A 19222-nucleotide genomic window follows, 5' to 3' on the forward strand; every position below is an offset into this window, starting at 1 on the left:
GCCTTGCGGAGGCTCCGCCTCCGTCCCCTGATCCAACACCTTGGTTGACGCGGGATGGAGCAGCCCGGTAGCTCGTCAGGCTCATAACCTGAAGGTCGCTGGTTCAAATCCAGCTCCCGCAACCAAACTAAAAGCCGCCCCAAAAGGGCGGCTTTTCGCGTTCTAGGGCTGTTTGGATCGTCGGATCGGCGTCGCTTCTACCGTCGCGGTCGACGGGTGGTGGCGGTCGAGATGCTTGCGGATAATCTTCAGGTTGCGGCTGTTCGATCGGAAGAAGAAGTCCGGGATCGCGCCCACGAAAGGGATCGCGCCGAACAGCATGTCCAACCCGACATTGCCGAACATTCGCGCCATCTGAAATTTCGACATGCCGAGGTTGCGTGCTTCCCACACGATCCAGCTGCCCAGCGCGGCCCCGACCACGCCGCCGGCGACCGGAATGACGTTGAGGATCACGTCCAGCCCGACCGGACGGTTAATCCCCGGAATCACGAACAGCCGCTCGAGCAGCGCCTCCATCCCCTCGACGCGGCGGCGCACCGATGCTGGGTCGCGCCCCAGGCCGGGGAGGGGCTGGGCAAAAGCGCGGGGCTTTTCGGATCTCGCCTGTTCCATCACGGGATCATCGCGCGAACGCATCGATAGTTCCCCGATCAGCGTCCGATCAGCGGCGGCAATGGGTGGATTGCACGCGCATTGGGCGTGAAGCCCGGACTGTTCGCGATCACCAGTGACCAGCGCAGCGGCTGCGCAATCGGGATGAACGGGTGGAGCGCGGCGATCCGTTCGGCGGCTTCCGCCAGCGCCGCGTCGCGGGAAACGGGATCGCCCGCCTGCAACGCGCGTGCATAGGATTGGTCGGCCATCTCGCTGCACGGCCGCCCGCTCGAACAGAGGAAGCGCGCCAGGAACCATTCGGGCTCGTCCGAGGGGGCGACCTCATCGACCAGCGTCAGATCGGCCTTCGTGTCGGGCGCCACCTGCTCCAGCCTTATGCCGATCCGCGCCCATTGCCGCGTGATCGCGTTGAACAGGATGCGGCCGCCCGGCCCGGCGGGCATAGCAACCTTGAGCGGAGCCGCTGCGCTGTCTTCGTTCGCGGCGCGCCAGCTGCGGATCACGTCCGCGGCGGGGCGGATTTGATCATTGCCGTCGCGCCCGCGGACGATGCCGGCGATCGCGCGCGCCAGCAGCGGGCGCTGCACGGGGCCGGCATTGGCGGTGGTGGCCAGCGCGCTGCTCGGGAAGATCGCATCGGTCGATCGCCAGCCCGGCGCCTGCAGCGCGGCACCGATCGCATCGCGATCGAGCGCGGTGGACAGCGCCTGCCGGACCTCGATCGACGCGAGCATCGGCGCATCGCTGGTCACGCGCAGCCCGAACAGGCCGATCGCAGGATCGACTTGCAGCACGGGTTCGGCGATGCCGGCAAGGCGGGGGTAGATCAGATCGGCAAAGGTGCCGCCGGTCAGCATGCGCAACTCGCCGCGCTGGAACCGCGCCACGCCCCGCGCGGCGCGTTCGCCGCGCAGCAGGACGAAGCGGCGATCGGGTTCGACGTCGGATTCCTCGCTTTCCGGGGGCGCCGGCGGGAGGAGCTTGAGCGCATGGCTTGGGCCACGCGTCTCCGTCATCCGCAGCGGGCCAAGGCCCTGGCCATCGAAGACCAGCGCCAATTCGGGCCGCGCAAGGATGGTCATCAAATCGGCGCGCGGTGTGGTCAGCCGGATTTCGATCACCTCGGGCGTGACCGCGACGATCTCATCGATTGCGTCGAAGGCGGGGGCGAGCGGACCACGTCGCTGCGCCGCGATGCGACGGCGCAGCGCGGTTGCGATCTTCTCGGCAGGCGGGCCGTCCGCATCGAGGCGGAAGGTGTAATAAAGGCCGTCTTCCGAAATCGCCCAGCGGATCGCGAGGCCAGGTTCGATCTCGGCCTTCGCATCGAAGCGCACGAGCCCCTGCGCGACCGCGCCGAACAAGGCGGCCTGCGGGGCATCGACCAATCCCGTGCGGGCATCCTTCAGGTTCGGCACGCCGCCGATGACGCTGACCGCGACCGGGCCGTCATCGCTCTTGCGCTGGCAACCGGCGGCCAGCAGCGCGATCAGGGGCAGGAGGGCGAAATGTTTCATCGGATCGACAACGTCCGGCTTGGATGCGTGTTGGCCGGATTGTCATGCCAGCCCGCAACGCGCGGGGCCACCAGCGCGCGACTGACATAATAATAAAGCGGGATCAGCGGCGCGTCCGCGATCAGGATCGCCTCCGCGTTCCGCATCGCCTGCGCCCGCGCCGCCGCATTGGGGATCGCCATCGCGTGATCAAGCGCGGCGTCATAGGCGGGGCTGGCATAGCCCGAATAGTTGATCGCCCCGGCATCCGATCGATGGACCGCCAGATAATTTTCGGGCGCCGCCAGATCGCCGATCCACCCCGACCGCGCGACAGCGAAATCGTGGCGGCGCAGACTGGCAAAGTGGAGCGAGCTTTCGCTGTTGAGCAGATGCGCCTGAACCCCCAGCGGCTTCCACATCGCGGCGAGCGCGACTGCGACGCGGCGATGATCGGGATCGCTGTTGAATCGTATGTCGAAGGCCAGCGGATGCTCAGGCCCGTAACCCGCTTCGGCCAGCAAAGCGCGCGCGGCCGTCAAGCGGCGGTCGGCAGGCCAATCGGCCCAGGCGGGGCGCTCATCGCCCCCCAACGCCGGCGGCACCACGCCCCACGCGGGCTGCGTGCCCAGACCCATCAACTTCTCCGCAATCCAGCGGCGATCGACGACCATATTGAGCGCGCGCCGAACCCGCGCATCGTCGAACGGTGGTTGCCGGGTGTTGAACACGAAATAATAGGCGCCGTTATAGGGCGCGACATGCGCGGCGCCGGGCAGGCGGGCGTTGATCCAGTCGCGGCGCGTGGGCGGGAAATCGTTGAACGTATCCGCCTCGCCACCCACGAAGGCGCGCATCGCGGCCAGCCGGTCGCTCATCGGGCGCCATTCGATGCGGGGCGTCGGGGCGGGCGGATCGTGCCAGGCCGGGTTGCGCTCCATCCGCAGCCGATCGTTCAGCCGCCATTCGACCACGCGATAGGCCCCCGAGGCAGGGAGCGGGCGGACGGACGTCCAATCATCGCCCTTCGCGTCGATCAGGTCGATCGGCAGTGCGGCGATCGTCGGCAAAGCGAGCAGTTCGGGCAGGGTCGGCATCGGCGCAGCGAGCGTGACGACGACGTCGCCACCCTCGGCCGCGATCGAGGTTACGTCGCGGAACAGTCCCTTGTTGGGCGATGCGGTTTCCTCCGCATTCAGCCGTGCGAACACGCGCGCGAAGGTGGCGGGTGTGATCGGTCCGCCGTCCGAGAAATGCAGGCCGGGGCGCAGCGTGAAGTGCCACGTCTTGCCGTCAGCCGAAACGGTCCATGCGGAGGCGAGGCCCGGTTCGGCCTGACCCAGCGCGTCGATCCGCGTCAGCCCCTCATATTGATCCTGCAGCACGCGGATCGTCGCGAGATCGGATGCCTTTTGCGGGTCGAGGCTCTTGATCTCGTCATCCTGGAAGCGGACGAGCATGTCCTCGGGGCGCGGATCGGGCCGCTCGCTTTGGCAGGCGGCCAGCGTCGCGGCGATCAGCAGGAGCAACAGACGGCGCATTCGCGCCATAGTGGCGCGGGGGCGGTGGTCGCTCAACCCCTAACCCTGCCTTCTCACATCGTCATTGCGAGGAGCCGCAGGCGACGAAGCAATCCAGACCCGCACAAGAGTGGGGCACGAGCCTCTCTTATGCGGGCCTGGATTGCTTCGCTATGCTCGCAATGACGAGCGAGGTTGGCGAAGGATCAGAGATCCAGCCCCGGCTTGTTCACGCCCAGCACCACCGTCGCCGCGTCGAGCAGGACATTGTCGTCGACATGGCGGTGCGGCGCGCCGGCGTGGAGATCGCGGAAGCAACGCTGCAGCCGGTTGTCGTCGGCATTGCGCAGGCCGTCGCTGCCCGATGCGAGGAAGGCGAACTGACCGATTTCGGTGCACGCCTTCGTCGCCCAGCAGGCGGCGAGGCGGCCCAGCGCATGCGCCTCGAGATCGCCTTCCTGCTTTTCGGCAGCGGCGAGCCAGTCGCGATAGGCGGAGCGCACATAAGCGCGCGATGCTTCGAGTTGTCCCTTTGCCATCGCGAAATCGCGCTGGAAGGTCGGCTGATCGATCAGGGTGATGCGGCCGACACGCTTCTTGCGGGTCGCGAGTGCCTGGATTTCGTCGAGCGCGCGCTTGGCGACGCCCAGCGCCCAGGCGACATGGCCGATCGACACGCCGATATCGTAGGATGCGCCGCCGCGATGCTGGCGCTGCGCGGGGACCATGACGAAATCGTCGTCGACAATCTGGTCGGTCACTTCATAATCATAGCTGCCGGTCGCGGCGAGGCCGGCGACGTTCCAGCTGTCACGCATGATGCGAACCTTGGCGCGCGGCGCGAAGGCGATGATGATCTGCGGCTTGCCCTCGGCCGAAAGCGCGGGCTTGCCGTCTTCCTGCAGGATGTAGGCGCCCAGGAACCAGCTCGCGAGTTCGGATCCCGACGCGAACTGGAACTTGCCCGAAATGCGGTATCCGCCGTCGACGCGCTCGGCCTTGCCGGTCGGCGCGACCTGCCCGGCGGCGATGAAGCCCTCGCCATCGTCGAACATCGCCTTGATCGCCTTGGGGCCAAGCCAGATCGCGGCGTTGGCGGCGGCGAAGCCCGATGCCATCACCGTCCACGCGATCGCGCCATCGGCATAGGCCAGTTCCTCGACCACATCGATATAGGTCTGCGGATCGGCCTGACACCCGCCAAATTCCTTGGGGATCAGCGTGCCGTAAATGCCCGAATCGATCAGCGCGCGCTGGACGCGGGGGGTGAGGCACTGGATGCGCTCGCACTCGGCGGCCTCTTCCTCGATCACGCTGCGCAGGCCCCGCGCGGTCGCGGCCGGATCCTCGCAAAAGCGTGGCGCATTGCGCACCCATTCGGGCAGCGGCTGCGTTGCGTGCGGATCGGCCTGTTCGGCGGTCTTCAGCTGGGTGCTCATCGTCTCTCTCCCGGGCTATCCAGCCCCGCTTCGTCACCCCATCCAGATAGGCGCACACCAGACTTGCAAAAAGCGGGATGTTTGCATCGGATCGATGCATCAGGAGCATAATGAACCGATCGGTTCGACGATCTGTGCATCTCGGCCTTGGCGTGCGCGAAACGCGCCGGGCGATGGGGCTGCGCCCGATTTCGCGCGTTTATCGAACCGCAGCAGCAGAAGGATAGCGCACATGGCCTATATCGATGGCTTCGTCCTTGCCGTGCCGACCGCGAACAAGGACAAATTTGTCGAACATGCTCGCAAGGGCGATTCGGTGTTCATGGATCTGGGCGCCGTGCGCGTGTTCGAATGCTGGGGCGACGACATCCCCGACGGCAAGCAGACCGATTTCCGCCGCGCCGTGCAGGCGAAGGCGGACGAGACGGTGGTCTTTTCCTGGATAGAATGGCCGGACAAGGCGACCCGCGACGCCGCAATGGCGAAGATGGACGATCTGATGAAGACGGACGAGCGGATGGATCCCGAAAAGAACCCCATGCCCTTCGATGGGAAGCGGATGATCTATGGCGGTTTTGCGCCGGTGATGACGCTGGGCGACTGAGCCGACTTCACGCATCTGGGAATCGCCGCGCACGCCCCCCTTCCGCGCGCGGCGATTTTCCGCTTTCTGGGCGCATGACAATTACGAAGGGGTTCGACATGCGCCGTGCGCTTGCGACGATGATGACGGTGGCGATCGGATTGGCGGCGACGGCACTGCCGGCCGCCACCCCTGCCGATACCGCCTTCGATGCGCTGGCCGCGAAGGAATGGGCGTGGCGGCAGGATACGTTCCAGAGCGCCGAATATGCCAGGGGCGGCACGCCCGCGCATCTGCCCGACGAAAGCCTCGCCAACCAGAAGACGCGGCTCGATTACTGGACGGACGTCCTCGCCAAGCTCGATGCGATCCCGCAGGCCGATCTTTCGCCCGACAAGCGCGAGGATTTCCTGGTCTATCGTCAGCAGATCACCACGCTCGTCGATGCGCAGCGCTTTCGCGATTACGAAAAGCCGCTCAATTCGGACAGCGCCTTCTGGTCCGACATCGCCTTCGCCGCGCAGAATCTGAAGCGTGAGAAGGACTATGTGAACCTGATCTCGCTGATGCGCGATATCCCGCGCTACTTCGATCAGCAGATCGCAAACATGAAGCTGGGATCGAAGCGCGGCTTCACCCCGCCCGCCGCGATTATGGGCGGGCGCGATCGCGGCATCGCATCGGTCGCCGAGGCGAAATCGCCGCAGGACACCAACTGGTATGCCCCGTTCAAGAGCTTCCCGGCGGGCATTTCGCCTGAACGACAAGCGGCGTTGCGGGCGGAGGCGGTCGATGTGATCGGCAAGCAGGTGATCCCCGCTTATGCCAAGCTGCTCGCCTATTGGCGCAGCGATTATGCCCCGCATCTGCGCAAAGGGCTGGCGGCCGAAGGATTGCCCGACGGCAAGGCCTATTATCGCGCCCAGATCCGCGCCTACACCACGCTCGACAAGTCGCCCGAGGATATCCACGCGATCGGCCTCGCCGAAGTCGCGAAGATCCGCGCCCAGATGGCCGACATCATGAAAGAGGTGAAGTTCGAGGGGGATTTCCCCGCCTTCCTCCACTTCCTGCGCACCGATCCGCAATTCTATGTGAAGACGCCGCAGGCTTTGCTCGATCGCGCGGCGTGGACGGCGAAGCGGTTCGACGCGGTCGCCTCACGCTGGTTCGGGCGCAATCCGCGCGGCCGCTTCGCGATCATCCCGGTGCCCGACGATATCGCGCCCTTCTACACCGCCGGGCGCGGCGGCCAGGACACCTATCTCGTCAACACCTACAATCTCCCCTCGCGCCCGCTATTTCAGCTGACCGCGCTCACTCTCCACGAATCCGCGCCGGGGCACAGCTGGCAGGGTTCCCTCGCGGCGGAGAATGAGGACCGGCCCGATTATCGCCGCCACACCTATATCTCGGCCTATGGCGAGGGCTGGGCGCTCTATTGCGAGAAACTGGGCGTCGAAATGGGGATGTACGACACGCCCTACGAACGCTTCGGCATGTTGAGCTACCAGATGTGGCGCGCCGCGCGCCTCGTGATCGATACCGGGGTCCATGCAAAGGGTTGGACCCGCGAACAGTCGGTCGCCTTCCTCCACGACAATAGCGCGCTGTCCGACCACGAAATCGGCACCGAGGTCGATCGCTATATCGGGTGGCCGGGGCAGGCCTTGTCCTACTATCTCGGCGAACTGCAGATCGAGGCCGAACGTGCGCGGGCGGAAAAGGCGCTCGGCGCAAAGTTCGACATCCGCGCCTTCCACGACATGATCCTGTCGCTCGGCTCGGTCCCGCTCCCCGTCGTCACCCAGCGCACCGATCGCTTCATCGCGGAAGGTGGCAAGGGGCCTTGGAAGATCGAGGATTGATCCTTCTCGATCCTCCCCCGGAGGGGGAGGGGGACCGGCGCAGCCGGTGGAGGGGTATTCGAGACTTGGCGGCCCGTTGCCGGCCAATACCCCTCCGTCAGTCCTGCGGACTGCCACCTCCCCCGCCGGGGGAGGATCTTCAGGCGCGCGGCCCCAGCAGGATGACGGCGCTGCCGACGATGCAGATCGCGGCGCCCAGATAGTCCCAGCGGTCGGGCATTGCGCGCTCGACCGCCGCCATCCACGCGATCGAACAGACGATATAGACCCCGCCATAGGCCGCGAAGGCGCGGCCCGCCGATGCGGCCTCGATCCGCGTCAGGAACCATGCAAACAGGCACAAGATCACCGCGCCGCCCACGGCCCAGAGCGGCGACTTGCCCAGCCGCAGCCACATCCAGAAGGTGAAGCAGCCCGCAATCTCGCACAGCGCGGCAGCGGCGAAGATGGCGAAGCTGGCTCCGTTCACGCGGCCCCATATCCTCTCTCGTCATTGCGAGGAGCCGAAGGCGACGCGGCAATCCAGTCCGCAGTTCGGAGTGGATTGCTTCGCTCCGCTCGCAATGACGAGTCTTTGGGGAAAGGCGCGCTCTTTGCGCTCACGCGACCGGCGGCACCTGCGCGGGGTAATTGGGTATCTCGCTGGAGATGCACGCCCATTCGGGTGCCGCTTCGGTCCAGATCGTCGCCTGCGGCCCCATCAGATTGGGGTCGTCGAGCGTGCCGATGCGCAGGAAGATCAGGTGCGGGCGGCTCAACGCCTCACTGGTCGCGGGCGTGCCGCAGGTGGGGCAGAAGCCGCGCCGGATCGTGTTGCCGCTGTCGGCGACGCTGTCGTGAAAGGTCAGTTCGCCGGTGCGCGTGACCTTGTCGGCCGGGAAGCAGATGTTCGCCGTCGCGGTGCCGCCGCCCAGATATTGGCACAGCCGGCACCAGCAGGTCCGCGCCGCCATCGGTTCGGCGTCAATCGTGAAGCGGACCGCTCCACAGAGACAGCCCGCGCCGTACATCAGGCCACCGTCTCCAGCAGCCCTTCGAACAGCCGCCGTCCGTCGTTGCGGCCATGCGCCGCTTCGATCATGCGTTCGGGGTGCGGCATCATGCCCAGCACGTTGCCCGCATCGTTGAGCACGCCCGCAATGCTGCGCGACGATCCGTTGACCTGTTCGGCATAGCGGAAGGCGACGCGGCCCTCGCCCTCGATCCGGTCCAGCGTCTCGCGATCGGCGGTGAAATTGCCGTCATGGTGCGCGACGGGGATCGTGATGTTTTCGCCCTTGCCGTAGCGCGCGGTGAAGATCGACTGGCTGTTCTCGACCGTCAGCGCCACGTCGCGGCATACGAAGTTGAGGCCGGCATTGCGCATCAGCGCGCCGGGCAGCAGCCCTGCCTCGGTAAGAATCTGGAAGCCGTTGCAGATGCCCAGCACCGGCACGCCCTTGCCCGCCGCCTCGACGATCGCGCGCATGATCGGCGAACGCGCGGCCATCGCGCCTGAACGCAGATAGTCGCCATAGGAAAAGCCACCCGGCACCGCGATCAGGCCGACGCCGGCGGGCAGCGCAGTTTCGCCGTGCCACACCATGTCGGGCGCCGTGCCGGTCACATCGCGGATCGCGACGGCGAGGTCACGGTCGCAATTCGATCCGGGAAAGACGATGACCGCGCTCTTCATGGCTCAGGCGCTCCGCTCGATCCGGAAATTCTCGATCACGGTGTTGGCGAGCAGCTTCTTGCACATCTCCTCGATCGCTGCGTCGGTGACGTCGTCGTCATGGTCGAGTTCGATCAGCTTGCCCGCGCGGACATCGTTGACGCCCGAGAAGCCCAGGCCGCCCAGCGCATTCTGGATCGCCTTGCCCTGCGGGTCGAGAACGCCGCCTTTCAGGGTGACATAGACGCGGGTCTTCATGGGCTGGCCTCAGGCTGGAATGGATTGGCGCCCCTATGGCGCGGGTCGCCTTCGCTATCAACCCTCACTCGTCATTGCGAGAAGCCGCAGGCGACGAAGCAATCCAGGCCCGCACTCGATATTGTCGCGAACATCGCCTGGTTCGGGCCTGGATTGCTTCGCTACGCTCGCAATGACGAAGAGTTGTGGAGTTCGATCGCCCGCGCGAACACGCCTTCGAACATCTCGGCCGTGATCCGCCCGGTATTCTGGTTGTAGCGCGACGGGTGGTAGCTATCGATCAGCATCGTCCCGCGCGGCACGCGATGTTCTGCGCCGTGGGCGAAGCGGCATTTGGGCAGCTTGCCGCCCAGCGCCTTGACCGCCGACTGGTGCGCAATCTGCCCCAGCGCGACGACGACCTTGAGATTCGGCAACGCATCGAGCGCGGGCTCGAGGAACTGGCGGCATGTCCGCACCTCCTCGGGCGTCGGCTTGTTGGCGGGCGGCAGGCAGCGGACGGCGTTGATGATGATGACGCCGTCAAACGCGAGGCCATCGTCGGGCGTTGCGCCATAATCGCCCTTCGCCAGCCCCAGCTTGAGCAGGGTGTCATAAAAGAGCGGTCCCGACTGATCCCCGGTAAAGGGCCTCCCCGTCCGGTTCGCGCCGTGCATGCCGGGCGCGAGGCCGACGATCGCGAGCCAGGCGTCGGGATCGCCGAAGCTCCCCACCGGCGCATTGTGCCAGTCGGGATGCTGTGCGCGCAGCGTTTCGCGCAGGTCGACCAGCCGGGGACAGAGCGGGCAATCGCGATCGGGTTCGACCGCCGGTTCGAGAAGCGCGGTCACCCGCTCGCCTGCGACGGCGACACCGGCATGATGATATCGGGATCGCCGCGGTCGGGCGCCTCGTCGCTCCAGCGCACCGAACCGAAGGGACGTTCGAGCTTGCGGCGGACGCGCGGCTTTTCCTCGCCTTGGTGGAAGGCGGTCGCGCGCTGGGTCATCTCATGCTCGGTTTCGGTCAGCCGGCTGCGCTGGCGCAGATAATCATGCCAGGTCGGCGTATGATATCGCTCGGTCCAGATTTCGGGATCGCCGATGTCGCGTGCGATCGACCAGCCATAAGCACCGGTGCGCGCGCGGATTTTCTCTACCTTCTGCATGGCGCCGTAAAAGGCGCGCGCATCGTCCATTGCGACCCGATATTCGATCGTGACGACGATCGGTCCGCTGCGGCCCTTCAGGTCCAGTTTGCGGTCGACGTCGATCGGCTGGTGGACAAGGCGCTCGTCGGCTTCGTCGACCTCGGGCATGCGGATCCACAGTCCGACGATCAACGTGGCGATCAATGCCGCGCCCGACACCATCAGCGCGATGTCGGTGCCGTGGCTTTCGGCGACGCGGCCCCAGCCCCAGCTGCCGATCACGATCCCGCCCGTCGTCGCGGTCTGGAACGATGCCAGCGCGCGGCCCGTGACCCAGCGGGGGGCAGCGACCTGGATCGAGATATTGCACAGCGCAATGGAGACCATCCAGCCCGATCCCGCGATCGCCAGCAGCAGCCCGGTCAGGATCGCCGACCGGCTGAACCCGACGCTGACATAGCAAAGCGCCATCACCAGCGCGCACGCCACCATCAGCCGTTGATTGGAAAGCCGCGCGCGCACCTTCGCCATGCTCAGTGCACCTGCGACTGCGCCCATGCCGAAGCAGCCGAGCATGACGCCGTAGGTCGTGGCCCCGCCGCCCAGCAATTGCCGCGCGATCAGCGGCATCAGTGCGGAGGCCGATGTACCCGCCGTCGCCAATATGATTGTGCGGATGCATACGCGGCGCATGTGCGGCGAATGGAAGACGTAACGGACGCCGGAAATCACCGCGCGCACCAGCCCTTCGGGCGGCAGGCGCGATTTTTCGGGCATCCGCTTCCACAGATACATGACGATGATCAGCGGGATGTAGGACAGCGCATTCGCCCCGAACGCCGCCAGCACGCCCGCCAGCGCGACCAGGAAGCCGCCGATCGCGGGGCCGAAGCTGCGCGCGATATTGTAGCTGATCGAATTGAGCCCGATCGCGGCGGGCAGATCGCGCTGCGGCACCTGTTCGCCCACCGACGCCTGCCATGCGGGGGCGAACATCGCCGCGCCGGTGCCGACGATGAAGCAGAACAACAGCAGCAGTTCGGGGGTCAGCAGGTCTAACGCGGTGATCAGGCTCAGCCCCAGCGCGCCGACCAGCGACAGCGAGAGCGAATAGAGCGCGATCTTGCGGCGGTCATAAACGTCGGCCACCGCGCCCGCGATCACCGCCAGCAGCATGATCGGCGCGAAGGTGGCGGACTGGACCAGGCCGACCATCTCGGCCCGCCCGGTCATCTGCGTCATCGCCCATGCGGCGCCGACGCCCTGGATCAGTTGCCCGAAGTTCGAAAAGAGCGACGCCGACCAGATCCGCCGGAACAGCGGCCAGCGCAGCGGCGCGAACGGGCCGCCAGGGCCGCTATTACCGATCGTCTCTATGCCCGCGTCCGCCATTCCCCTCTAAACGCGCGCAAACGCTTTCGGGTCAATGCCGGAAATGCCGCATTCCGGTGAAGACCATCGCGAGACCCGCTTCGTCGGCCGCATCGATCACTTCCTGATCGCGGATCGACCCGCCCGGCTGGATCACCGCGGTGGCGCCAGCTTCGACCGCCGCCAGCAGGCCGTCGGCGAAGGGGAAGAAGGCGTCGGATGCGACGGCCGAGCCGATCGTGCGCGGCGTGGTCCAGCCCGCCTTGTCGGCGGCGTCCTTCGCCTTCCATGCCGCGATCCGCGCCGATTCGAGGCGGTTCATCTGCCCTGCGCCGACGCCGGCGGTCGCATTGTCCTTGGCATAGACGATGGCGTTCGACTTGACGTGCTTGGCCACGGTCCACGCGAACAGGCAGTCCTTCAGCTCCTGTTCGGTCGGCTGGCGCTTGGTGACGACCTTCAGGTCGGCTTCGGCGATCTGGCCATTGTCGCGCGACTGGATCAGCACGCCGCCTGCGATCGTCTTCATCGACAGGCCGCCGCGCTTGGGATCGGGCAGTTCGCCAGTCAGCAGCAGGCGCAGATTCTTCTTCTTGGCGAACACCGCCTTCGCCTCGTCATCGGCGTCGGGCGCTGCGACCACTTCGGTGAAGATGCCGCTGATCGCTTCGGCCGTCTTGCCGTCGAGCGGGCGGTTGACCGCGATGATCCCGCCGAATGCCGACACGCTGTCGCAGGCGAGGGCGGCCTGATGCGCCTCGATCAACGTCTCGCCGGTCGCGACGCCGCACGGATTGGCATGCTTCACGATCACGACGGTCGGCGGACCATCGCGGAACTCGCTGACGAGTTCGAGCGCGGCGTCGGCATCGTTATAATTGTTGTAGCTCAGCTCCTTGCCCTGCACCTGCGTCGCCTGCGCGATGCCGCGCGCGGAAGGGCCCGCGGGAATGTAGAGTGCGGCCGACTGGTGCGGGTTCTCACCGTAACGCAGCCCTTCGGCCTTGCGCAGCGGGAAGGACAGCTGGTCGGGGAACATCTGACGCTGATCGCCGAAGCCGAACCAGCTGGCGATCATCGCATCATATTCGGCGGTGGCGGCAAAGGCCTTGGCGGCGAAGCGCTTGCGATCCTCCATCGTGGTCACGCCGCTCGCGACCAGCGCATAATCGGCCGGATCGGTCACGATCGCGACATAAGCATGGTTCTTCGCGGCGGAGCGCACCATCGAAGGGCCGCCGATATCGATATTCTCGATGATCTCGTCACGCTCGGCGCCCTTCGCGACCGTCTGGGCAAAGGGATAGAGGTTCACGACCACCAGATCGATCGCGCCGATCCCATGTTCCTGCATCGATGCGGCATGACCGGCATCGTCGCGTACGGCCAGCAGGCCACCGTGGACCATCGGGTGCAGCGTCTTGACGCGGCCGTCCATCATCTCGGGAAAGCCGGTCAGGTCCGACACGTCCTTCACGGTCAGCCCCGCTTCGCGCAGCGCCTTGGCGGTGCCGCCGGTCGACACCAGCTCGACCCCCTTGGCGGCCAGCGCCTGCCCCAGTTCGACGAGCCCCGACTTGTCGGAAACGGAAAGCAGCGCGCGCTTGATCGCGATCTCGGTCATGGAAGCCCCCGGCGATGTAAAAGATTTGACGCGCCCTTAGGGGAAGCGCCGCCGCTTTTCCACTGCTATGCGAAGCTGTGTGAAAGGAGAGGGCCGTGGCGCTCGAGTTGAGACCCAATTGCGAATATTGCGACAAGGATCTGCCGCCCGCGGCAACCGAGGCGCGAATCTGCACCTACGAGTGCACCTTCTGCGCCGATTGCGTGGAGACGCACCTCCACAATGTCTGCCCGAATTGCGGCGGCGGCTTCGCGCCCCGGCCGATCCGCCCGGCGACCGAATGGCGCCCCGGCCTCTCGGTCGCGCTGCGCCCCGCCTCCACGAAGCGCGTCCATCTGAGCCGCAGTGCGGAGGAGGTTGCGGAGCTTTCGGCGCGCGTTCGCGATATTCCGCCCGAGGAACGCTAGAAGCGGAAGACGCTGCTCGGCTTGGCGTCGGCATTTTCAGCGCCGCTCGCTTCGGACACCTGCCACGTCGCCAGCACGTCCATGCCCTTCGGCAGGAAGGCGCGCTGCGGATCGCCGATCAGAACCTCGACATCGGCCGCCCGGCACAAGGTGAGGAACGAGATTGCCCGCCGCGCGGTCGCCCTGTCGTAAAACAGGTCGCCGACCAGAATGATATCGACGTCGGGTATAGCGCCGACCTTGGTCATGTCACCGAACCACGGCGTGACAGCGACGCCGTTGGCGGCCGCGTTCAGCCGTACCGCCTCGATCGCATAGGGATCGACATCGGCCGCGATCACCTCGCTTGCGCCCGCCAGCATCGCCGCGATCGCGACGATTCCCGATCCGGTCCCCAGATCGAGCACGCGCTTGCCCGCCACCATCTCGGGCCGATCGAGCACGAAGCGCGCCAGCGCCAGCCCGCCGCCCCAATGATGCGCCCAATAAGGGCTGTCGAACCCGGGATCGCGCTCGGCCAGTTCGCGCAGGCCGCTGGTCGGCACGGCCTTGTGCACGCGCAGCTCGGGCACGAACGGCACGACCGTCAGCGGCAGCCGGTCGGCGATGAAGCCGGCGATCGACGCGTGGGGATGGTCTTCGGTATTTCTATTCGACGTAGGTTTCATGCGCACCCGTTGAACCGCCCGACCCGCTTTGGCGTTCCCGATCTAATTCGATCGCGCCAGTCCCCATTTCACCCCGATACCTTCGGCGGGCACCGGGCCGCTGATCACGATCTGGCGCGTGTTGTGCGGTCGACCGCGGCTGTCGACCCACAGGCTGTCTTCGATCGAAACCTCGCCGCCCACCGCGCGGAAACGCCACATCGCCCCCTGCGCGATCCGCAGCACCGCGCCCGCGCCGTCGCTGGTCGGCGATACGTCGACGTCGGGCGACAGATGGAACCGGATCGCATAGTCGCCCGCCCCGCTGCGTCCGCGCCGCCCCTGCGGCTCCAGAAGGTCTTCGCCCACCACCTCGCGCCCATCGGTGCTGAGCGCGATCTTGCGGCGGTGGATGAAGCCGTAGCGGCGGACATAGCCGTCATGGCTCATGTCGATACGGCTGCCGCGCACATCCTCGTCGCGATCGACCTCGACCTGGGTCACGCCGCTGCCCAACGTCCCGTCGGGATGGATCGCGGTCGAATTGCTGTCGGCGATCGTCAGCGTCGAATGCGCGGCGGTGCTGCGCAGCGCGTGCGAAAGCTCCTCGGGCAGCGCGTTGGTCGCACCCGTGCCGCCGCCGCAATTGACGATCATCCGCCACGGCCCGTCCGACATTTCCAGCGCCAGCGTGGAGGCGCAGGCGCCCGTTGCGAAACGGGTGGGGGATGGCGGGGCGGCGTCGGTGACGATGCGGGCATGGCCCATTGCGAGCCGCTGATAGCCCCATTCGCGCGACTGGCGGCGCGGGCGGGCGCGGACGCCCGATGCCGCGATGACGGCGTCGAGCCGCCCGCCGTCGATCGGTGCGCAGCCCTGCCAGCTCGACAGGCCGCCATCGCCCATCGCGATCCCCATCAAAGCGGGCACGGCGCGGGCGAGCGCCTCGGTCACCGGGGCGGAGACGCGCTGGCCGCGCATTTCGTAGAAGCGCTTGAGCTGGCTGAGCAGCGCGATCAGGTCGATCTGATCGGCGGGCGATCGGCTGACGAAGCCGCCATCGGCATGGACCAGTTCGGCGAGCAGGCGGGCGAGGCCGCGTTCGCCATGCATCTGCCGTTCCTCGCCGCCGGGAATGAGCAGCCCGGCCGCGACCACGCCGATCCACGCCGCGATCCGGGGCAGGCCAGGCATCGCCTTGTCCGCCTCCGCATCCAGATGGCGCGCGCCCTTCGACAGCGCGTTGAGGACGGCGGTGCGATAAACGGCATCGTCCGACGACAGGATCAGCGGTGCGTGCGCCCCCCAGAACAGGATGCGCCGCCCCCACAGATCGGGCCGCCACGCGGTTTCGTGGACCTGCTTGCCATAGGATTCGACCCAGCGGCGCGTCAGCAGTTCGGCGATCGGCGCGACGCGAGTGCGCGGGCCGGCCGCGGAAAGCTCGCGCAGCCACGCGAAGCTCTGCAGATAATCGGCGAAGGCGCGCGACATTTTGCGCGGGCGGAAATCATAATCGGCGATCGAGACGCTTTCGCCCTGCCACACGATCTCCCCGTCGAGCATCGCGCCGCCACCGCGCACCAGCCCCTCGATCGGATCGACGGGCACGCCGAGCAGCTTGAGGGGGTAGCGGCCGCGCAGGCGGAAGGCGTGGATGGGCGAACGCCACGCAAGGACGTTGAACCCGCCCGCCAGCCGCTCGGCAAGCGAGCGGCCCTTGTCATGCTCGACGCGGATCAGCCGTTTGCCCGGCACCACTCCGTCGTCGGCAGCGGGCGGGCCGCCCTCGGTCACGCCGCCGGGGGCTCCTTGCCCTTGAGCGCGGCGATGTTGGCGGCATAGTGATCGGGCCCGCCCTTGAAGCTGGCGGTGCCGGCGACCAGCACGTTGGCGCCGGCGGAGATGGCGAGCGGCGCGGTCTTCACGTCGATGCCGCCATCGACCTCCAGATCGATATGCTTGCCGGTCTTGTCGATCATCTTCCTGATCGCCTCGATCTTGCGCAGCTGGCTGTCGATGAAGCTCTGCCCGCCGAAGCCGGGGTTGACGCTCATGACGAGGACCAGATCGATCTCCTCGATCAGGTAATCGAGCATCTTGGCGGGCGTCGCGGGGTTCAGCGAGATGCCCGCTTTCTTGCCCAGCGCCTTGATCCGCTGAACGGTGCGGTGCGTGTGCGGCCCCGCCTCGGGGTGGATGGTGATGATGTCCGCGCCGGCATTGGCGAAATCTTCAAGGAAGGCATCGACCGGCGAGATCATCAGGTGGACGTCGAACGTCTTGGCCGAATGCGGGCGCAGCGCCTTCACCACGCCCGGACCGATTGTGATGTTGGGCACGAAATGGCCGTCCATCACGTCGACATGGATCCAGTCGGCCCCCGCCGCATCGATGGCGCGCACCTCCTCCCCCAATTTGGCGAAGTCGGCGGACAGGATGGACGGGGAGATAAGGACCGGGCTGTTCATCGGCCCCGATTAGCCGGGGTAAATCGCCCCCGCAACCGTTGCCACGCGATCAGCGCCAGGCGTGGACGATGGCGCGTCGGTTCTGTTCGCGGCCCAGCAGCATGCCGATGCGGCGACGCCAGGTGACGTTTTCCAGATCGGCGGGCAGCACCTCGATCCGCGTGAAGCCGAAGCGCGTCAGCAAATGGCGGATTGCCGCGATGTTGAGCGCCCAGAAGTTGGTCGGATCGTCGTTGAGTTCGAGTTCGGTGTAGAGCCGCATCGCCGGGATATCGAGGCTGCGCAGCGCCGTCACCGTCTCCACCACCAGATGATCGCTGCACATCGCGGCTGCCTTTTCGAGCACGCGATACGGATCGGTGACGTGATAGAGGACGCCCAGCAGCAGCACGTCGTCATAGCGGCCGTGGATTTCGGGATCGAGATCGAGCGGATCGACGTCGATCGCGCGCACCTTCGATCCGAATCGCGCATGGGCGGCGTCGAATCCCGCCTTGTTGCCCCAGCCGGGGCCGGACCAGCAGAAATGATCGGTCGCCAGCACCTCGGCCGCGCCGCGCCGTTCGGCCGCGTAGGAGAAATAACCGTCCCATGCGCCGATATCGAGCAGGCTGCGGCCGCTCATGTCGCCGCGGAAGATCTCGGTCTCCTCGCGTTCGAGCGTCTCGATCGTCTTGATGCCGGCCACCTGCTCCCCATCGGGAAAGCGGAAGCTGTGGAACCAACGGGTTACGTCTTGGGCTGCAACGGTCATGGGCGCGGGCGTTTAGCTGCGGCGACGGAAGCGCGCAATGAAGAAGCCGTCGGCACCGCCCTGTTCTGCGACACTTCCGGGGCGCACGCGGAGCCGGCCGACCTTGTCGGGCGCGAATCCGGCGGGCAGATCTTCGGCGACGATCGGATCAAGCGCCCAATCTGCATTGTGACGCGCGACGAAGCCTTTCGCGATCTGCTCGCCCTCATCGGCCTCCAGCGAACAGACCGCGTAGATCAGCGTGCCGCCGGGCGCGACGAGGCTGGCGGCATGATCGATCAATCTGCTTTGTAGAACATGCATGTCGGAAATGACGCGCGGCGTGGCGCGGTAGAGAACCTCGGCATGGCGGCGGAAGATGCCGGTCGCCGAACAGGGCGCGTCGAGGAGCACCGCGTCGAAGGCGGGCGCGGTGAAGCTTTCCGCATCGTGGACCACTACGTCGGCGGTGAGGACGGTGCGCTCCAGATTTTCGCGCAACCGCTCGATCCGGGGTTCGGACAGATCGACGGCAGTCACCGCCCAGCCATTGGCGGCCAGCTGCATCGTCTTGCCGCCGGGCGCGGCGCAAAGATCGAGCGCGCGGCGGCCTTCGCCCGATGCCAGCAGGCGGGCGGGGAGCGAGGCGGCGATGTCCTGCACCCACCAGACACCCTCGTCATAACCGTCGAGATCGACGATGCGGCGTCCTGCCGGGATGCGCACATGGCCGGGGGCGAGGCTGATGCCGTCGAGCCGCGTCGCCCATAAGGCGGTGTCGAGGCCGGGCTTGAGGGTGAGGTCGACGGGCGGCGGCGCGGCGATCGATCGGCGCGCGGCCTCAACCGCATCCTTGCCCCAGCTTGCGGTCCAACGCTTCTCGACCGTTTCGGGCAGGCGCGGCGGATCGGGCAGGGTCGCGCTCTGCTTCATCAGTGTGCCGAACACGCCGTGGACTAGCTTGCGCGGCCCGCCGTCGAGCAAGGGCAGGACGGTCGTGATCGCGGCGTGATGCGGCGTATTGAGCGCGAGCGCCTGGACCAGGGCGATGCGCAGCGCGAAGCGCGCCTTGGCGTCATGCGGCAGCGGGCGTTCGGTCGCCGTGTCGATCAGCGCGTCGAGATCGGGCAGGCGGCGCAGCGTCTCGGCAGCGATGGCATGCGCGAAGGCGCGGTCGTCGCCGCGATCGAGTTCGCCGCACGCCGCATCCATCGCGGCTTCGAGCGGCAGGCCGCGGCGCAGCACGGCATCGAGCAGTTTGAGCGCGGCGCGGCGGGTGGGAGTTCCGGTGGGATCGTCGGTCATGCGGGAAGGGCCATAAGCCTCACGATCCTCCCCCGCTAGGGGGAGGTGGCGCCGAAGGCGACGGAGGGGGAGGGCGGTGACGAACTGGCGTCTCGCATC

The 19222-nt window shown here is 66.8% G+C and carries 19 protein-coding genes and 1 tRNA gene; 4 read left to right on the top strand and 16 right to left on the bottom strand.

Annotated elements, in window-relative coordinates:
* Positions 1–48: 48 nt before the first annotated feature.
* A tRNA-Met gene (locus tag EOD43_RS14545) sits at positions 49–125 on the top strand.
* Between the two features lie 37 nt (positions 126–162).
* Here EOD43_RS14545 and EOD43_RS14550 read toward each other — a convergent pair.
* From EOD43_RS14550 to EOD43_RS14565, 4 genes are all read right to left on the bottom strand, one after another.
* The gene (locus EOD43_RS14550; protein WP_127745328.1) at positions 163–615 is read right to left on the bottom strand and encodes a DUF4112 domain-containing protein; all 453 of its coding nucleotides are present in this window, start codon (positions 613–615) and stop codon (positions 163–165) included.
* Positions 616–653: 38 nt separating this feature from the next.
* The gene (locus EOD43_RS14555) at positions 654–2135 is read right to left on the bottom strand and encodes an ABC transporter substrate-binding protein (protein ID WP_127744776.1); all 1482 of its coding nucleotides are present in this window, start codon (positions 2133–2135) and stop codon (positions 654–656) included.
* Positions 2132–3655: a peptide ABC transporter substrate-binding protein gene (locus EOD43_RS14560; RefSeq protein WP_240653251.1), complete on the bottom strand. Its 1524-nt coding sequence runs from the start codon at positions 3653–3655 to the stop codon at positions 2132–2134. Before EOD43_RS14560 ends, EOD43_RS14555 begins: the two co-directional genes overlap by 4 nt.
* Before the next feature lie 185 nt (positions 3656–3840).
* A complete protein-coding gene (locus EOD43_RS14565) occupies positions 3841–5073 on the bottom strand; it encodes an acyl-CoA dehydrogenase family protein (protein WP_127744778.1) in 1233 nt (410 codons plus the stop codon).
* Positions 5074–5305: 232 nt separating this feature from the next.
* On the opposite strand from EOD43_RS14565, the gene EOD43_RS14570 reads away from it, so the two are divergent.
* Both EOD43_RS14570 and EOD43_RS14575 read left to right on the top strand, forming a co-directional pair.
* Complete coding sequence (locus EOD43_RS14570; protein ID WP_127744779.1) at positions 5306–5677, top strand: DUF1428 domain-containing protein; 372 nt, start codon at positions 5306–5308, stop codon at positions 5675–5677.
* A 98-nt stretch (positions 5678–5775) separates the two neighbouring features.
* The gene (locus EOD43_RS14575; protein ID WP_127744780.1) at positions 5776–7524 is read left to right on the top strand and encodes a DUF885 domain-containing protein; all 1749 of its coding nucleotides are present in this window, start codon (positions 5776–5778) and stop codon (positions 7522–7524) included.
* A 139-nt stretch (positions 7525–7663) separates the two neighbouring features.
* Here EOD43_RS14575 and EOD43_RS14580 read toward each other — a convergent pair whose 3' ends face one another.
* The 7 genes from EOD43_RS14580 to purH form a co-directional block, all read right to left on the bottom strand.
* A complete protein-coding gene (locus EOD43_RS14580; protein WP_127744781.1) occupies positions 7664–7993 on the bottom strand; it encodes a YnfA family protein in 330 nt (109 codons plus the stop codon).
* 130 nt (positions 7994–8123) lie between these two features.
* Complete coding sequence (locus EOD43_RS14585) at positions 8124–8534, bottom strand: GFA family protein (protein WP_127744782.1); 411 nt, start codon at positions 8532–8534, stop codon at positions 8124–8126.
* Positions 8534–9199 (bottom strand): phosphoribosylformylglycinamidine synthase subunit PurQ, encoded by a 666-nt coding sequence (purQ, locus tag EOD43_RS14590; protein ID WP_127744783.1) that lies wholly within the window; start codon positions 9197–9199, stop codon positions 8534–8536. Before purQ ends, EOD43_RS14585 begins: the two co-directional genes overlap by 1 nt.
* A 3-nt stretch (positions 9200–9202) precedes the next feature.
* Positions 9203–9436 (bottom strand): phosphoribosylformylglycinamidine synthase subunit PurS, encoded by a 234-nt coding sequence (purS, locus tag EOD43_RS14595; protein ID WP_127744784.1) that lies wholly within the window; start codon positions 9434–9436, stop codon positions 9203–9205.
* Positions 9437–9597: 161 nt separating this feature from the next.
* Entirely contained in the window at positions 9598–10266 is a 669-nt protein-coding gene (locus EOD43_RS14600) for a uracil-DNA glycosylase (protein ID WP_127744785.1), read from the bottom strand.
* A complete protein-coding gene (locus tag EOD43_RS14605) occupies positions 10263–11957 on the bottom strand; it encodes an MFS transporter (protein ID WP_127744786.1) in 1695 nt (564 codons plus the stop codon). The genes EOD43_RS14600 and EOD43_RS14605 overlap by 4 nt, the downstream gene beginning before the upstream one ends.
* 31 nt (positions 11958–11988) lie before the next feature.
* Entirely contained in the window at positions 11989–13560 is a 1572-nt protein-coding gene (gene purH / locus EOD43_RS14610) for a bifunctional phosphoribosylaminoimidazolecarboxamide formyltransferase/IMP cyclohydrolase (RefSeq protein ID WP_127744787.1), read from the bottom strand.
* Positions 13561–13655: 95 nt separating this feature from the next.
* Between purH and EOD43_RS14615 the strand changes: the two genes are divergently transcribed.
* Positions 13656–13967, top strand: coding sequence for a DUF1272 domain-containing protein (locus EOD43_RS14615; protein WP_127744788.1), 312 nt, complete (start codon positions 13656–13658; stop codon positions 13965–13967).
* Here EOD43_RS14615 and EOD43_RS14620 read toward each other — a convergent pair.
* The 5 genes from EOD43_RS14620 to EOD43_RS14640 are packed head-to-tail and all read right to left on the bottom strand — an operon-like array spanning position 13964 to position 19123.
* On the bottom strand, positions 13964–14635 hold the full coding sequence (locus EOD43_RS14620; protein WP_127744789.1) for a class I SAM-dependent methyltransferase: 672 nt from the start codon (positions 14633–14635) through the stop codon (positions 13964–13966). The genes EOD43_RS14615 and EOD43_RS14620 overlap by 4 nt on opposite strands.
* 42 nt (positions 14636–14677) lie before the next feature.
* Complete coding sequence (locus EOD43_RS14625) at positions 14678–16411, bottom strand: heparinase II/III family protein (protein ID WP_127744790.1); 1734 nt, start codon at positions 16409–16411, stop codon at positions 14678–14680.
* A complete protein-coding gene (gene rpe / locus EOD43_RS14630) occupies positions 16408–17085 on the bottom strand; it encodes a ribulose-phosphate 3-epimerase (RefSeq protein WP_127744791.1) in 678 nt (225 codons plus the stop codon). Before rpe ends, EOD43_RS14625 begins: the two co-directional genes overlap by 4 nt.
* A gap of 49 nt (positions 17086–17134) precedes the next feature.
* The gene (locus EOD43_RS14635; protein WP_127744792.1) at positions 17135–17839 is read right to left on the bottom strand and encodes a class I SAM-dependent methyltransferase; all 705 of its coding nucleotides are present in this window, start codon (positions 17837–17839) and stop codon (positions 17135–17137) included.
* 12 nt (positions 17840–17851) lie between these two features.
* On the bottom strand, positions 17852–19123 hold the full coding sequence (locus tag EOD43_RS14640; RefSeq protein WP_127744793.1) for an RsmB/NOP family class I SAM-dependent RNA methyltransferase: 1272 nt from the start codon (positions 19121–19123) through the stop codon (positions 17852–17854).
* Positions 19124–19222 lie beyond the last annotated feature (99 nt).

Source organism: Sphingomonas crocodyli, from assembly GCF_004005865.1.
Classification (GTDB): domain Bacteria; phylum Pseudomonadota; class Alphaproteobacteria; order Sphingomonadales; family Sphingomonadaceae; genus Rhizorhabdus; species Rhizorhabdus crocodyli.

Excerpts from the sequence above, each read along its gene's own strand:
- EOD43_RS14550 (WP_127745328.1), bottom strand. The coding sequence starts at position 615 with ATGGAACAGGCGAGATCCGAAAAGCCCCGCGCTTTTGCCCAGCCCCTC.
- EOD43_RS14555 (WP_127744776.1), bottom strand. The coding sequence starts at position 2,135 with ATGAAACATTTCGCCCTCCTGCCCCTGATCGCGCTGCTGGCCGCCGGT.
- EOD43_RS14560 (WP_240653251.1), bottom strand. The coding sequence starts at position 3,655 with ATGCGCCGTCTGTTGCTCCTGCTGATCGCCGCGACGCTGGCCGCCTGC.
- EOD43_RS14565 (WP_127744778.1), bottom strand. The coding sequence starts at position 5,073 with ATGAGCACCCAGCTGAAGACCGCCGAACAGGCCGATCCGCACGCAACG.
- EOD43_RS14570 (WP_127744779.1), top strand. The coding sequence starts at position 5,306 with ATGGCCTATATCGATGGCTTCGTCCTTGCCGTGCCGACCGCGAACAAG.
- EOD43_RS14575 (WP_127744780.1), top strand. The coding sequence starts at position 5,776 with ATGCGCCGTGCGCTTGCGACGATGATGACGGTGGCGATCGGATTGGCG.
- EOD43_RS14585 (WP_127744782.1), bottom strand. The coding sequence starts at position 8,534 with ATGTACGGCGCGGGCTGTCTCTGTGGAGCGGTCCGCTTCACGATTGAC.
- purQ (WP_127744783.1), bottom strand. The coding sequence starts at position 9,199 with ATGAAGAGCGCGGTCATCGTCTTTCCCGGATCGAATTGCGACCGTGAC.
- purS (WP_127744784.1), bottom strand. The coding sequence starts at position 9,436 with ATGAAGACCCGCGTCTATGTCACCCTGAAAGGCGGCGTTCTCGACCCG.
- EOD43_RS14605 (WP_127744786.1), bottom strand. The coding sequence starts at position 11,957 with ATGGCGGACGCGGGCATAGAGACGATCGGTAATAGCGGCCCTGGCGGC.
- purH (WP_127744787.1), bottom strand. The coding sequence starts at position 13,560 with ATGACCGAGATCGCGATCAAGCGCGCGCTGCTTTCCGTTTCCGACAAG.
- EOD43_RS14620 (WP_127744789.1), bottom strand. The coding sequence starts at position 14,635 with ATGAAACCTACGTCGAATAGAAATACCGAAGACCATCCCCACGCGTCG.
- rpe (WP_127744791.1), bottom strand. The coding sequence starts at position 17,085 with ATGAACAGCCCGGTCCTTATCTCCCCGTCCATCCTGTCCGCCGACTTC.
- EOD43_RS14635 (WP_127744792.1), bottom strand. The coding sequence starts at position 17,839 with ATGACCGTTGCAGCCCAAGACGTAACCCGTTGGTTCCACAGCTTCCGC.
- EOD43_RS14640 (WP_127744793.1), bottom strand. The coding sequence starts at position 19,123 with ATGACCGACGATCCCACCGGAACTCCCACCCGCCGCGCCGCGCTCAAA.